The sequence below is a fragment of the Micromonospora coriariae genome, assembly GCF_900091455.1.
GTDB classification, from domain to species: domain Bacteria; phylum Actinomycetota; class Actinomycetes; order Mycobacteriales; family Micromonosporaceae; genus Micromonospora; species Micromonospora coriariae.
In genome coordinates, this window is record NZ_LT607412.1 from 6093608 (window position 1) to 6107240 (window position 13633).

Here is a 13633-nt window from a genome sequence, read left to right on the forward strand (position 1 = left end):
TGGGTGCTCCTCAGAGGCTGCGGGCGACGATGTCGCCGTGCGCGGTGGTCGCGTGGATGGTCAGGTCGGGGGTGCCGTCGGTGTTCCTGAGGGTGTTGTTGATGCGGCCGAGGGTGGTGCCGGCGTCGAGGGAGGCGGAAACGCCGTGGGCGGCGCCGACCGACAGGTCGCCGGCCTGGGTGCGCAGCACGATGGCGCCGCGTGCGGCCTCGGTGATCCGGATGTCGCCCTTCATGGTGCTGATCTCCCCCGGCCCGGTGAGGCGGCCGACCGAGACGTCACCGGCGGCGGTGGTGAGGTGGACGCTCTCGGCTTCGTCGATCTTGATTGCGCCGTGTGCGCCGTCGAAGGTGATGTCGCCGAACCGTCCGACGGCCCGGAAGTCCGCGCTGGCCGCCTTCGCCGTGACCCGGGAGCCGGCGGGCAGTTGGACCGTCACCTCGATGGATCCGGAGTTGCCGAGGATCTGGTTCTTCGCCGAGGCCGTGATCCGCAGGACGCCGTCGCGGTATTCGACCTTGGTCTGCTCCGCCACCTTCACGTCGCGGCTCTTGGAGCCGTCGGCGGGCAGGACCTCGACGGTGGTGTCGGCCCGGTCGGCGGCGATGAACTGGACGCGTCCGGCGGGGATGTCGAGGACGGTGGAGATCGGGGTGGGGGTGTCGAACGTCTGCATCGTGCTCTCCTCCTGCGTTTGTTTCTGACACCGGAAACGCTACGTTGCGTTCAAGAATCAAGCAACATGATCGTTGCGCAGAACCAGAATATTCGCAGGTGAAAGCCGCATTTTCATTGCAACCGTTTTGAATCTAACGCAACGTCCGCCGTTCATCGCGTTGCATTGGAGTGAGAGTGAACGCTATGCTGGGGCCTCAGGGAAGCGTGAAGGGAGATCACGATGCCGGGAGGCAGGCTCAGCCAGCACGAACGTCAGCAGATCGCGCTGGGGCTCGCCGACGGGCTCGCGTACGCTGAGATCGCTCGGCGTCTGGACCGCCCCACCTCGACGATCACACGCGAGGTGATGCGCAACGGAGGCCCCACCGCCTACCGCGCCGACCTGGCCCACCGCGCCACCGAACGCCGCGCCCACCGGCGCCGGCAGGCCCCTGCCCGAGGGCCGCAGACAACCACGCAGGCGCACGGACGCGACGCCGAGGCCGTGCGCGAATACGAGGAGACGTTCACGACCCTGCTCATGCAGCAGGGCCTGCCCAAGATGATGTCCCGGGTGCTGACCTGCCTCTACACCGCGGACGCGGGCAGCCTCGGCGCGTCCGAACTCGTCCAGCGCCTCCAGGTCAGCCCGGCGTCGATCTCCAAGGCGATCACGTTCCTGGAGAGCCAGGGCCTCATCCGCCGGGAACGCGATGACCGCCGCCGGGAGCGTTACGTCGTGGACGACGACGTCTTCTACCAGAGCACGATCGCCGGCGCCCGATCCAACGCCCAGCTCGCCGAGGTCGCACGGCAGGGCGTCAGCGTCCTCGGTCCGGACACCCCGGCCGCCGTGCGACTGGAGAGCATCGCCCGTTTCGTCGACTTCATCGCCGAGAGCATCGCGCGCGCCGCGGAGCAGGCCCGGGAGATCCTCTACACGAAACCCCCGGCGGCCTCGGACGACACCGCCGCGCCGCGGTCAGATCGCGGGTAGACAGTCGCGCCGGCCCGGGGTGCTCCCCCGGGCCGGCGCGGATGAGGCAGCTCGGTCAGGCGCCGACGTAGGCCGCGAGGTGCTGGCCGGTGAGGGTGGAGCGGGCGGCGACGAGGTCGGCGGGGGTGCCCTCGAAGACGATCCGGCCGCCGTCGTGGCCGGCGCCGGGGCCGAGGTCGATGATCCAGTCGGCGTGCGCCATGACCGCCTGGTGGTGCTCGACGACGATCACCGACTTGCCGGAGTCGACGAGCCGGTCGAGCAGGCCGAGCAGGTGTTCGACGTCGGCGAGGTGCAGGCCGGTGGTCGGCTCGTCGAGGACGTAGACGCCGCCCTTCTCGGCCATGTGGGTGGCCAGCTTGAGCCGCTGCCGCTCGCCGCCGGACAGCGTGGTGAGCGGCTGGCCGAGGCTGAGGTAGCCGAGGCCCACGTCGGCGAGCCGTTCGAGGATGGCGTGCGCGGCGGGGGTGCGCGCCTCGCCGGAGCCGAAGAACTTCTCGGCTTCGGTCACCGACATGGCGAGCACCTCGCTGATGTCGCGGCCGCCGAGGTGGTATTCCAGCACCGAGGCCTGGAACCGCTTGCCTTCGCACTCTTCGCAGGTGGTGGCGGCGCCCGCCATCATGCCCAGGTCGGTGTAGATGACACCGGCGCCGTTGCAGGTGGGGCAGGCTCCCTCGGAGTTGGCGCTGAACAGCGCGGGCTTGACTCCGTTGGCCTTCGCGAAGGCCTTGCGGATCGGGTCGAGCAGCCCGGTGTACGTTGCCGGGTTGCTCCGCCGCGAGCCGCGGATCGCGCCCTGGTCGACCGAGACGACGCCCTCACCGGCGGGGATCGAGCCGTGCACGAGGGAGCTCTTGCCGGAGCCCGCCACGCCGGTGACGACGCAGAGCACCCCGAGCGGGATGTCGACGTCGACGTTCTGCAGGTTGTGGGCGGTCGCGCCGCGGATCTCCAGCGTGCCGGTGGGCTTTCGTACGGTGTCCTTGAGGGCGACCCGGTCGTCGAGGTGGCGGCCGGTGACGGTGTCGCTGGCGCGCAGCCCGTCGACGGTGCCCTCGAAGCAGACGGTGCCGCCGGCCGTGCCGGCGCCGGGGCCGAGGTCGACGACGTGGTCGGCGATCGCGATCGCCTCCGGCTTGTGTTCCACGACCAGGACGGTGTTGCCCTTGTCGCGCAGCCGCAGCAGCAGGTCGTTCATCCGCTGGATGTCGTGGGGGTGCAGGCCGATGGTGGGCTCGTCGAAGACGTAGGTGACGTCGGTCAGTGACGAGCCGAGGTGGCGGATCATCTTCGTGCGCTGCGCCTCGCCACCGGACAGGGTGCCCGACGGCCGGTCGAGCGAGAGGTAGCCCAACCCGATCTCGACGAACGAGTCGAGGGTGTGGCGCAGCGCGGCGAGCAGCGGCGCGACCGACGGCTCGTTGAGGCTGCTGACCCAGTCGGCGAGGTCGCTGATCTGCATCGCGCAGGCGTCGGCGATGTTGATCCCGTCGATCGTCGAGGAGCGCGCCGCCTCGCTGAGGCGGGTGCCGTCGCACTCGGGGCAGGTGGTGAAGGTGACGGCCCGGTCGACGAACGCCCGGATGTGTGGCTGGAGCGCTTCCTTGTCCTTGGACAGGAACGACTTCTGGATTTTCGGGATCAGTCCTTCGTAGGTGAGGTTGACGCCGTCGACCTTCACCTTGACCGGGTCCTTGTAGAGGAAGTCGTGGAGTTCCTTCTTGGTGTAGTCGCGGATCGGCTTGTTCGGGTCGACGAAGCCCGACTCGGCGTAGACCCGGACGGTCCAGAAGCTGTCCGACTTCCAGCCGGGGATGGTGAAGGCGCCCTCGGAGAGGGACTTGGAGTCGTCGTAGAGCTGGGTGAGGTCGATGTCGGAGACCGAGCCGCGTCCTTCGCAGCGCGGGCACATGCCGCCGGTGATGGTGAAGCTGCGGCGCTCCTTCACTGTCTTTCCGCCGCGTTCGATGCTGACCGCGCCCGCGCCGCTGATCGAGGCGACGTTGAAGGAGAAGGCCTGCGGTGAGCCGATGTGGGGCTTGCCGAGCCGGCTGAACAGGATGCGTAGCATCGCGTTGGCGTCGGTGGCGGTGCCGACGGTGGAGCGGACGTCGCCGCCCATCCGCTGCTGGTCGACGATGATGGCGGTGGTCAGGCCGTCGAGCACGTCGACCTCGGGCCGCGCCAGCGTCGGCATGAAGCCCTGCAGGAAGGCGCTGTAGGTCTCGTTGATCATCCGCTGCGACTCGGCGGCGATCGTGCTGAACACCAGGGAGCTCTTGCCGGAGCCGGAGACGCCGGTGAAGACGGTCAGCCTGCGCTTCGGGATCTCGATGCTGACGTCCTTGAGGTTGTTCACGCGCGCGCCGTGCACCCGGATCAGGTCGTGGCTGTCGGCAATGTGCGGCGCAGGCGGCTGCGTGTCCGTCCTCGTGGCCTTGCTCATCGTGTCTCCATCTGTCGGGCGGCGGCCGCTGTCGCGGTCTTCGTCGGCGTCGCCTGGCGCGATCCTGGTCAGCTTCGCGAGGTGCGGCAACCACGGTATCCAATGGGTCAGACGATCCAGCGGCCGTCGCGCATCAGCTCGCGGCCGGGCATCTCGTTCACCTCGCGCCACGCCTGGATGCGGCGTGGGGAGACACGGAACCAGCGGTACGCGGTGGTCAGCGCACCCGGGTCGAAGCCGGTGTGCGCGGCGAAGAGGTCAGCCCGCTCCCGCGGCAGCGCGTCGATCTCGAGGACCTCGACGTCGCCCTCGATCATCGACACGTCGCGGGTGTCGCCCAGGGCCAGCCGGGCGGTCCGGGTGGCCGCCAGGTTCCGGCCGGTCGGGGTGTCGGCCGCCGTGGCCAGGAGCAGGGTCTCGCCGTCCCAGTGGAAGGACAGCGGCACCAGGTGGGGCGCACCGTCGGTCGAGGCGCTGCCCACCCAGACGTCGACGTCGTGGGTGAGCCGGTGCTCCGTGTCGCGACGACGTTGAGCGGGCGGACGGGGGTCGGCAGCCTGGTCGTGCGGCAGCTCGACGGCGGTGGTGTCGGTGTGGGTCATGGCTGGGGTCACCACGGGTCAGCGCAGCTCCTGGATGCGGATCATGTTGCCCGCGGGGTCGCGGAAGGCGCAGTCGCGGACGCCGTACGGCTGCTCGGTCGGCTCCTGGACGACCTCGGCGCCGCTGCCCGCCAGCTTGGTGAAGGTGCCGTCGAGGTCGGCGGTGGCCAGGTTGACGCCGAAGTAGCTGCCCTTGGCCATCAGTTCGAGGATGGTGCGGCGCTCGTCGTCGGTCAGGCCCGGGGTGGCGGTCGGCGGGTGCAGGACGATGGCCGTGTCGGGCTGCCCGGCGGGGCCGACGGTGATCCAGCGCATGCCCCCCTGTCCGACGTCCAGGCGGATCTCGAAGCCGAGGGCGTCGCGGTAGAAGGCCAGGGAGGCGTCCGGGTCGGTGTGCGGAAGGAAGCTCGAGTGAATGGTGATGTCCATGCCGGTCACGCTAGTTGCGGCTCGATGGCCCGCGCTTCTCGATTCCTGATCGGTCGGGTGACCTGCTTGGCGACACACGCCGGCAGCCCCGCGGTGGCGTGCGTCGCCCGGGCCCGGTAGACGCTGGGCGGTACGCCGACCAGTTCGGTGAAGCGGGTGCTGAACGTGCCCAGCGACGAGCAGCCGACGGTGAAACAGACGTCGGTGACGCTGAGGTCGCCGCGGCGCAGAAGCGCCATGGCGCGTTCGATGCGCCGGGTCATCAGATAGGCGTACGGCGACTCGCCGTACGCGGCCCGGAACTGGCGGCTGAGGTGCCCGGAGGACATGTGCACGCCGCGGGCGAGCGCCTCGACGTCCAGCGGCTGGGCGTACTCCCGGTCGATCCGGTCGCGGACCCGGCGCAGGCGTGCGAGGTCGCGCAGGTGCTGCGCCTCGTCAGGTCTGCTGGTCACGTACGAGATGGTGCCATGTCGTGGCGGCGTCGCCCAGCAGGACGCACGGACGGGGTCCGGGCCACCGCGGCCCGGACCCCGCGTCCTCGGGTCAGAGCCAGGGCACCTGCGGCGACGGGTAGAAGTCGACCCCCTGCAGACGCCACCGGGGTGCCTGCTCCCCCAGCCGCGCCCGGAACGACTCCCAGTCGTGGCTGGCCGCCGTCGACCAGCCCAGTTCGGCGATCGCGGGCAGGCGCGGGAAGGCCATGTACTCGATGTCGTCCAGGCTGCGCAGCGTCTCGGACCACAGCGGCGCCTCGACGCCGAGGACCGCGTCCTCGCCGACGCCGGTCACCCGGGTGGCCGGGTCCCAGCCGTACGCGTCGGACACCTCGATGAGGCCGGCCCACCGCAGCCCCAGGCGGGTGTTCGCGTCGTACTTCATGTCCAGGTAGCACCTGTTCGCCGGTGACATGATCACCTTGTTGCCCCGGGCGGCGGCCTCGGCCAGGTCGGCGTTGGTGGTGCCGGTGCCCCAGAACTGCGCCACGACGTCGGTGGGCGGGTCGACCTGCATGATCTCGTTCCACCCCGAGGCGCGCTTGCCGTACTTCGCTACCAGGGGCAGGACCCGTTGCATGAAGGTGCGGTAGTCCTCGTCCGTGGTCGCGTGCGCCTCGTCACCGCCGATGTGCAGGTACGGACCGGGGGTGATCGCGGCGAGTTCGCGGATGACGTCCTCGACGAACCGGTAGGTCAGGTCGTCGCCGATGCACAGCGAGCTGTAGCCGACGGCCGTGTCGGTGCGCGGGGCCGGTGCGACGCCGTCGCAGTTGAGCTCGGGGTAGGTCGACTGGGCGGCGTTGGTGTGCCCGGGCATGTCGATCTCGGGGATGACGGTGATGTGTCGCGCGGCGGCGTAGGCGACCACGGCCCTGTAGTCGGCCTTGGTGAGGAACCCGGGCCCGACGCCGTCGACTCCGGTGCCCGGGCCGCCGCCGACGGTGGTGAGCCGGGGCCAGGAGTCGATCTGGATCCGCCAGCCCTGGTCGTCGGTCAGGTGCAGGTGCAGGTAGTTGATTTTGTACTGGCTGAGCAGATCCACGTACGCGGTGATCTCGTCGACGGTGTGGAAGTGCCGTGCCAGGTCGAGCATCGCCCCCCGGTACGCGAAGCGTGGGTAGTCCACGATCCGTCCGCCGGGCACGGTCCAGGTGACCCGTTGCCGGTTGGACGCCTCGATCTGGGCGGGTAGCAGTTGGCGCAGGGTCTGCGTGCCGGCGAACAGCCCGGCCGGGGTGTTCGCCCGGATGGTCACGCCGTGGCGGGTGACGTCGAGCTGGTAGCCCTCCTGGCCGACGCGCCCGGGCGCTGCGCCGATGACCAGGGCGATCTCGGGCAGCGGCGTCGAGCGCACCGGCAACACCGGCAGGGGGTAGCCGGTCGCGGGGCGCAGCGTGTCGGCGAGTTGCCGCCCCACCTGCCAGGCGGCGGCCGAGCCGGGCGAGGTGCGGATGACCGTCAGGGGGCTCAGGCGGAATGCGCCCCGGGCGTCGGGGTGGGTCTCGACGGGCGCGGGGACCACGTCGGCCAGGTGGCGGGCCGGGGCGGTCGGCGCGGCGACGGCCGGGGCTCCGGGCAGGATGAACGGCAGTCCGAGTGCGGCTATGACCAGCAGCCGCGTCATGGTGTGTCGGCGACGCACGGGTACCTCCAGGCCTTCGTCGTGATCGGTGGTCATCGATCCGACCCGCACGCTACCCGCGCCGCGCCTGGACTGTAAACCTTCCTTATGGTTCGGGCCGGTCATGCCGTACCCCGAGCAGCCCTGTCGCTGTCCTCACCTGGAGCGGCCGGCGGGGAATTCCGAGGTGGGCCGGTAGGTTCACCGGTTGGAAGATCAGGTTCATTCGATCGGATGGAAGTGCCATGCACGTGCGCTCAGACGCGGTAGTGCTGTTCGGCGTCACGGGAGATCTCGTCTCGAAGAAGCTCTTCCCGGCGCTGTACGAGCTGACCCGCCGCGACCGCCTCGACGTCCCGGTGATCGGCGTGGCCCGATCCCCCTGGGATGATCAGCAGCTCGTCACCACCGCCCGCAAGTCGGTCGCCGAGGCGAACGACGAGATCGACGACGAGACCTTCGACGCGCTGGCGCGCAACCTCTCGATGATCTCCGGCGACTACGCGGACCCGATGACGTACCAGCGGCTGGCCGAGCGACTGCGGGGAGCCGAGCGTCCGATCTTCTACCTGGCGATCCCCCCGGCGGTGTTCGGCTCCGTGGTCGAGGGCCTGGCGGCGGCCGGTCTGGCCGAGCGGGGCCGGGTGATCGTGGAGAAGCCGTTCGGGCGTGACCTGGCGTCCTCCCACGAGTTGGACCGCACGCTGCGCGCGGCGTTCGACCCCGAGCGGGTGTTCCGCATCGACCACTACCTCGGCAAGGAAGCCGTCGAGGGCCTCTACGCCTTCCGGTTCGCCAACCGGCTGTTCGAGCCGCTGTGGAACAGCGAGCACATCGACAACATCCAGGTGACGCTCGCCGAGGGCTTCGGCACCGAGGGCCGTGCCGGCTTCTACGACACGGTCGGCGCCACCCGCGACGTCCTTCAGAACCACATCCTGCAGGTCGTCGCGCTGATCGGCATGGAACCGCCGGTCGCCGACACCACCGACGCGTTCCGCGAGGCGGAGGTCGCCGTGCTGCGGCAGATCGAGCCGCTGTCGCCGGAGTCCACCGTGCGGGGGCAGTACGCCGGCTACCGGGACGAGCCGGGCGTGCGGCCGGACTCGAACACCGAGACGTTCGTGGCGACCCGGTTGACGGTCAACTCCCGCCGCTGGGCGGGAGTGCCCTTCTACCTGCGCACCGGCAAGTCGCTGCCGGGAACGGCGACCGAGGTCGTGGTCGAGTTCAAGCAGCCCCAGCGCTCCCTCGTCCGGGCCGAGGGCGGAGCCGAGGCGGCCGCGAACCTGCTGCGGTTCCGGCTCGGTCGCGGCGACGGCATCACCATGTCGATCCAGGCGAAGAGCCCCGGCGCCGAGGTGGCCAGCCGCCCGGTGGACCTGTCGGTCGACTTCGGCGCGGCCCTCGGGCACCGTCAGGAGGCGTACGAGCGCCTGCTCGACGATGCGATGGACGGGCAGCACCTGCGCTTCGCCCGCGAGGAGACGATCCAGCAGGAGTGGCGCATCGTCGAGCCGATCCTGGATCTGGCGGCGCCGGTGCAGCCGTACGACAGGGGCACCTGGGGCCCGGCGGACGCCGACGCCCTCGCCGGCGGCTGGCACGCCCCGCGGCTGCGCTAGCCGCTCCCCGGTGGCGCCGGGCCCGGTCCGGCCCCGGCCCCGGCGGACGTCGGCAGTGCCCGAACGAGCGCAGCCCGGGACACGCGGGCGTGGGCGTCCGCGCGGGGCTGACTGACCGCTCAGCTCACCAGATCGACCGTCCGGCGCTGGTGAGGTTTGCTCCTGCCCTGCGGTGTGGGGAAGTGATGAGCACGTTTCTCGCCCGCTTCGGAGAGGAAGCAGCTCATGCTTTCCGCGCTCGATCGTCGGCACACCGTCGCGCCACCCGGCTACAGCCGCTGGCTCATACCCCCCGCGGCGCTGGCCATCCACCTGTGCATCGGCCAGGTCTACGCGACAAGCGTCTACAAGAACTCGTTGATCGCCCACTTCGACACCAGCCAGACCGCGATCGGGGTGATCTTCAGCATCGCGATCGTGATGCTGGGCTTGTCCGCCGCGGTCGCGGGGACGTGGGTGGAGGCGAACGGGCCGCGTAAGGCGATGTTCGTCTCCGCCTCTTTCTGGGCCGCGGGCTTCCTGGTGGGCTCACTGGGCATCGCCACGAAGCAGCTGTGGCTGCTGTATCTGGGCTACGGCCTGCTCGGCGGCATCGGTCTGGGGATCGGGTACATCTCCCCCGTCTCCACGCTGATCAAATGGTTCCCGGACCGCCCCGGGTTGGCGACCGGCCTGGCGATCATGGGGTTCGGTGGTGGGGCGATGGTGGCCTCTCCCCTGTCCCGGCAGTTGCTGTCGTTCTACGACCCGGGCTACGACCCGGCCAACGCGGGATCGACGGCGTCGGGCAGCGCCCTGGTATGGCTGTTCGTGACGCTCGGCCTGGGCTACTTCGTGATCATGATGTTCGGGGTGGCGAACGTGCGGGTGCCGGCAGCGGACTGGCGCCCGGCCGGCTTCGACCCGGCGACGGTGGCGTCCAAGCCGCTGGTCACCACGGCGAACGTGTCGGCGGCCAACGCCGTCAAGACCCGGTCGTTCTGGCTGCTGTGGGTGGTGCTGTTCTGCAACGTGACGGCGGGCATCGGCATCCTGGAACAGGCCAGCCCGATGATCCAGGACTTCTTCCGCGACAACGGCACGTCGGCGGTGTCGGTGGCGGCGGCCGGCGGGTTCGTGGGCCTGCTGTCGCTGTTCAACATGGCCGGCCGATTCGCCTGGTCGTCCACCTCGGACGTGATCGGCCGCAAGCCGATCTACATGGTGTACCTCGGTGTCGGGATGGTGCTGTACGCGCTGCTGGCCCTGATCGGGCAGACGGCCACCGCGCTGTTCGTGCTGCTGGCGTGCGTGATCCTGTCGTTCTACGGCGGCGGGTTCTCCACGGTGCCGGCGTACCTGCGGGACCTGTTCGGCACGTTCCAGGTGGGCGCGATCCACGGTCGGCTGCTGACCGCCTGGTCGGCGGCAGGGATCGCGGGCCCGCTGATCGTCAACGGGTTCCTCGACGCGCAGGGCGAGCCGGGCACCCTCACGGCGTCGGCGTACCGGCCGGCGCTGTTCACGATGGTCGGCGTGCTGGCGGTCGGCTTCGTGGCGAATCTGCTGATCCGGCCGGTGCCGCAACGGTTCCACGAGCCGCCCACCGACCAGGACGGCAACCAGGACACGGCGCCGGTGGCGGCGGAGAGGAGTGGCACCCGATGAGCGAGAACGGACGGCCTGGGCAGCAGGCCCGGTTGTGGATCTCCTGGCTGGTGGTGGCGGCGCTGCTCGGCTACGGGGTGGCGCAGACGGTGATCACGGCGGCGAAGCTCTTCACCCACTGATCCGGGTGGGTGCCGCTTCCGAGCGGCACCCACACCCGGTCGGTCACAGACCGCCGGAGACGCGCAGCACCGTTCCGGTCGCGTACGAGGCGTCCGGGCCGAGCAGCCAGGCGATGGCGGCCGCTACCTCGTCGGGCTCGCCGGCGCGGCCCAGCGGGATGCGACCGACGGCGGTGTCGGCGCGGTCGGGTACGCCGGAGTCGGCGTGGATGTCGGTGCGCACGATGCCGGGGGCGACAGCGTTGACCCGGATCCCGCGCGGGGCGAGCTCCTTGGCCAGGCCGATGGTGAGGGTGTCGGTGGCGGCCTTGACGGCGGCGTAGTGCACGTACTCCCCGGGGCTGCCGAGGGTGGCCGCGGCGGACGAGACGTTGACGATGGCGCCGCCGTCGGTCAACCGGCGGGCGGCCTGCTGGGCGCAGAGGACGTAGCCGACGAGGTTGACGTCGACGACCCGGCGCAGGTCGTCGACGCGCAGCTCGGTGAAGGGCCCGATGGGGCTGGTGACGCCGGCGTTGTTGACCAGGCCGGTGAGCGGGCCGAGCTGCGCGGCGGCGTCGAACAGGGCACCGACCTGGTCCGGGTCGGTGGTGTCGGCGCGTACCGCGACGGCCCGCACGCCGGTGGCCCGCAGGTCGGCCAGGACGGCGCCGGCGGCGGCGTCGTCGCGGCGGTAGCACAGGGCGATGTGGTGGCCTGCCGCGGCGAGACGGCGGGCGGTGGCCGCGCCGATGCCGCGACCACCACCGGTGATGACGGTGACAGGTGCCACGGTGCCCCCCGGGTTTCTGACGGCTGCGTGCCGGCCCCGCCGACGCTACCGTGACCGCGCGGACCGGTCGTCGAGAGGAGAGTCACATGGAGCGGGCGTTGGTGCTCGGCGGTGGTGGGGTCACGGGCGTGGCCTGGGAGCTGGGGCTGCTGGCGGGGCTCGCCGAGCGGGGCGTCCCGGTCACCGAGGCGGACCTGGTGGTGGGCACGTCGGCGGGTTCGGTCGTCGGGGCGCAGGTGTGTTCGGGGGTGCCGCTGGAGCAGCTGTACGAGGCGCAGTTGGCGCCGGCGTCGGGCGAGCTGGCGGCGCGGCTGGGCGTGGCGGTGCTGGCGCGGATGGTGTGGGCCGGTGCCCGGACCCGCGACCCCGTGCGGGCACGGGCGCGCATCGGTGCGATGGCGGTGGCGGCGCGTACCCCGTCGGAGGCGTCCCGACGCGCCGTCATCGAGGCCCGACTGCCGACGGCGAAGTGGCCGGCGCGGCGGCTGCTGGTGACCGCGGTGGACGCGTCCTCGGGCGAGTTCGTGGTGTTCGACGGGAGCGACAGCGCGGTGTCCCTGGTGGACGCGGTGGGTGCCAGTTGCGCGGTGCCCGGGGTGTGGCCGCCGGTGACGATCGGCGCGCGTCGCTACGTCGACGGCGGGATGCGCTCGGCGGTGAACGCCGACCTGGCCGCGGACGCCCGACGGGTGCTGGTGATCGCGCCGACGTCGGGGGCGTTCGGGCCGATGCCGCGGCTGTCGGCGCAGCTGGCCGGGTTGCGGGCGGCCGGGTCACGGGTGGCGGTGGTGACGCCGGACGCGGCGGCGCGCAAGGCGATCGGCCGCAACGTGCTGGACCCGGCGCGACGGGCGGGATCGGCGCGGGCCGGCCGGGCGCAGGCCGCGGTGGTGGCGGACGAGGTGGCGGCCCTCTGGGCGTGATCGCTTACGCTCACCGCCTGTCTGGTCCGACAACGGAGGTGCGCGGTGGCGGGTGTGGGTGTCGGCGACGTGGTGGACGACTTCGAGCTGCCCGATGAGACGGGCACGCCCCGGCGGCTGTCGGAGTTCCTGACGGCGGGGCCGGTGGTGCTGTTCTTCTACCCGGCGGCGATGACCCGGGGCTGCACGGCGGAGAGCTGCCACTTCCGGGACCTGGCGGCGGAGTTCGCGGCGGTCGGCGCCACGCGGGTGGGCATCAGCCGCGACAGCGTGGCCAGGCAGGCCGAGTTCTCCACGCTGCACGGCTTCGACTATCCCCTGCTGTCGGATGAGGACGGGACGGTGGCGCACCGGTTCGGGGTGCGCCGGCGGCTGCCGTTGGGGCCGCTGAGCACGAAGCGGATGACGTTCGTGATCGGCGCGGACCGGCGGGTGATCGACGTGATCCACAGCGAGGTCAGCATGAACGACCACGCCGACCGGGCGCTGCGGGCCCTGGGCGGCTGAGCGGGCGCGAGCCCCGTGCGACGGGTGTCGCAGCCGGCTGGTATCAAGACAGCAATCAAACAGGTGTACGGAAGAGGGTTGTGATGGATGCCGGCCAGGGTTTGTCCACTGACGAGGTGCAGAGCCTGCGGGATGCGTTGGCGGCGGGCCGCCGGCCCCGGGTGGTGTTCACCGCATCGGCGGGGCAGATCGTCGGTCAGATCGGCCAGGTGGTCGAGCTGACCGATCCCGAGGTGTCCGACGAGTTCGTGGTCGTGCGCTTCGGCCGCGACGAGTTGCCGTTCTCCCCCGCGGATCTCGCGGTGGCGCCGAAGGGCGCCGGTCGTCGGGTCGCCGAGCCGAAGCCGGAGCCGCCGGCGCAGGAGCAGCCACCCGCGGTGGCGGAGCCGGAGTTCGTGTTGGACACGCCGCGGGTGCCGACGCCGCGGCGGGAGGAGCCAAAGGTGGAGCAGCAGGTGGAGAAGGCGCCGGCGCGGCGGGCGGTCAAGGCCGTGAAGCCGAAGGGCCCCGCGGGCCTGACGGTGACGTTGGCGTACGCCGAGGGTGAGTGGACGGTCGCCGCGCAGCAGGGCAGCAAGGCCCTGGCCAAGCCGTACGTGGTGAAGCCGGCCGAGGCGTTGAAGATGGTGGCGCTTGTCGACGTGCCGGGGGTGCAGGAGGCGGTGGAGCAGATCCTCGGCACCGAGCGGGCCGAGGCGGAGCAGCAGGCGGAGAAGCTGCGCGCCGAGCTGGCCGAGATCGAGGCGCGGCTGGCGGAGTTGCGCGAGGCCCGCTGACGGGTC

General features: G+C 71.2%; 14 protein-coding genes. 7 read left to right on the plus strand and 7 right to left on the minus strand.

Annotation, left to right across the window (positions count from 1 at the left end):
* Positions 1-10: 10 nt before the first annotated feature.
* Complete coding sequence (locus tag GA0070607_RS28260; protein ID WP_089020902.1) at positions 11-676, minus strand: DUF4097 family beta strand repeat-containing protein; 666 nt, start codon at positions 674-676, stop codon at positions 11-13.
* A gap of 222 nt (positions 677-898) precedes the next feature.
* Between GA0070607_RS28260 and GA0070607_RS28265 the strand changes: the two genes are divergently transcribed.
* Positions 899-1654 (plus strand): helix-turn-helix domain-containing protein, encoded by a 756-nt coding sequence (locus GA0070607_RS28265; protein WP_089020903.1) that lies wholly within the window; start codon positions 899-901, stop codon positions 1652-1654.
* Positions 1655-1709: 55 nt separating this feature from the next.
* Here GA0070607_RS28265 and GA0070607_RS28270 read toward each other — a convergent pair whose 3' ends face one another.
* The 5 genes from GA0070607_RS28270 to GA0070607_RS28290 all read right to left on the minus strand — a co-directional run bounded on the left by GA0070607_RS28270 (position 1710) and on the right by GA0070607_RS28290 (position 7312).
* Complete coding sequence (locus GA0070607_RS28270) at positions 1710-4103, minus strand: ATP-binding cassette domain-containing protein (RefSeq protein ID WP_089020904.1); 2394 nt, start codon at positions 4101-4103, stop codon at positions 1710-1712.
* A 107-nt stretch (positions 4104-4210) separates the two neighbouring features.
* Positions 4211-4705, minus strand: a complete 495-nt coding sequence (locus tag GA0070607_RS28275; protein ID WP_089020905.1) for a pyridoxamine 5'-phosphate oxidase family protein — start codon at positions 4703-4705, stop codon at positions 4211-4213.
* A gap of 18 nt (positions 4706-4723) precedes the next feature.
* Positions 4724-5134: a VOC family protein gene (locus GA0070607_RS28280; protein WP_089022159.1), complete on the minus strand. Its 411-nt coding sequence runs from the start codon at positions 5132-5134 to the stop codon at positions 4724-4726.
* Positions 5135-5139: 5 nt separating this feature from the next.
* Complete coding sequence (locus GA0070607_RS28285; RefSeq protein WP_089020906.1) at positions 5140-5589, minus strand: helix-turn-helix transcriptional regulator; 450 nt, start codon at positions 5587-5589, stop codon at positions 5140-5142.
* A 91-nt stretch (positions 5590-5680) separates the two neighbouring features.
* Positions 5681-7312 carry a beta-N-acetylhexosaminidase gene (locus tag GA0070607_RS28290; RefSeq protein WP_231930440.1) on the minus strand — a complete coding sequence of 544 codons (1632 nt, stop codon included), beginning with the start codon at positions 7310-7312 and terminating at the stop codon, positions 5681-5683.
* Positions 7313-7500: 188 nt separating this feature from the next.
* Here GA0070607_RS28290 and zwf point away from each other — a divergent pair, with 188 nt between their 5' ends.
* The 3 genes from zwf to GA0070607_RS33900 all read left to right on the plus strand — a co-directional run bounded on the left by zwf (position 7501) and on the right by GA0070607_RS33900 (position 10649).
* On the plus strand, positions 7501-8880 hold the full coding sequence (gene zwf / locus GA0070607_RS28295; RefSeq protein ID WP_089020907.1) for a glucose-6-phosphate dehydrogenase: 1380 nt from the start codon (positions 7501-7503) through the stop codon (positions 8878-8880).
* Positions 8881-9105: 225 nt separating this feature from the next.
* A complete protein-coding gene (locus tag GA0070607_RS28300; protein ID WP_089020908.1) occupies positions 9106-10527 on the plus strand; it encodes an OFA family MFS transporter in 1422 nt (473 codons plus the stop codon).
* Positions 10524-10649, plus strand: a complete 126-nt coding sequence (locus GA0070607_RS33900; RefSeq protein ID WP_269458402.1) for an MFS transporter small subunit — start codon at positions 10524-10526, stop codon at positions 10647-10649. The genes GA0070607_RS28300 and GA0070607_RS33900 overlap by 4 nt, the downstream gene beginning before the upstream one ends.
* 43 nt (positions 10650-10692) lie before the next feature.
* On the opposite strand, the gene GA0070607_RS28305 is transcribed toward GA0070607_RS33900, so the two are convergent.
* On the minus strand, positions 10693-11421 hold the full coding sequence (locus GA0070607_RS28305; protein ID WP_089020909.1) for an SDR family oxidoreductase: 729 nt from the start codon (positions 11419-11421) through the stop codon (positions 10693-10695).
* A gap of 86 nt (positions 11422-11507) precedes the next feature.
* Here GA0070607_RS28305 and GA0070607_RS28310 point away from each other — a divergent pair, with 86 nt between their 5' ends.
* The 3 genes from GA0070607_RS28310 (at position 11508) to GA0070607_RS28320 (ending at position 13627) form a co-directional block, all read left to right on the plus strand.
* Positions 11508-12344 (plus strand): patatin-like phospholipase family protein, encoded by an 837-nt coding sequence (locus GA0070607_RS28310; protein ID WP_089020910.1) that lies wholly within the window; start codon positions 11508-11510, stop codon positions 12342-12344.
* 45 nt (positions 12345-12389) lie between these two features.
* Entirely contained in the window at positions 12390-12851 is a 462-nt protein-coding gene (locus tag GA0070607_RS28315; RefSeq protein WP_089020911.1) for a peroxiredoxin, read from the plus strand.
* 83 nt (positions 12852-12934) lie between these two features.
* A complete protein-coding gene (locus GA0070607_RS28320) occupies positions 12935-13627 on the plus strand; it encodes a hypothetical protein (RefSeq protein ID WP_089020912.1) in 693 nt (230 codons plus the stop codon).
* The last annotated feature ends 6 nt before the right edge of the window (positions 13628-13633 follow it).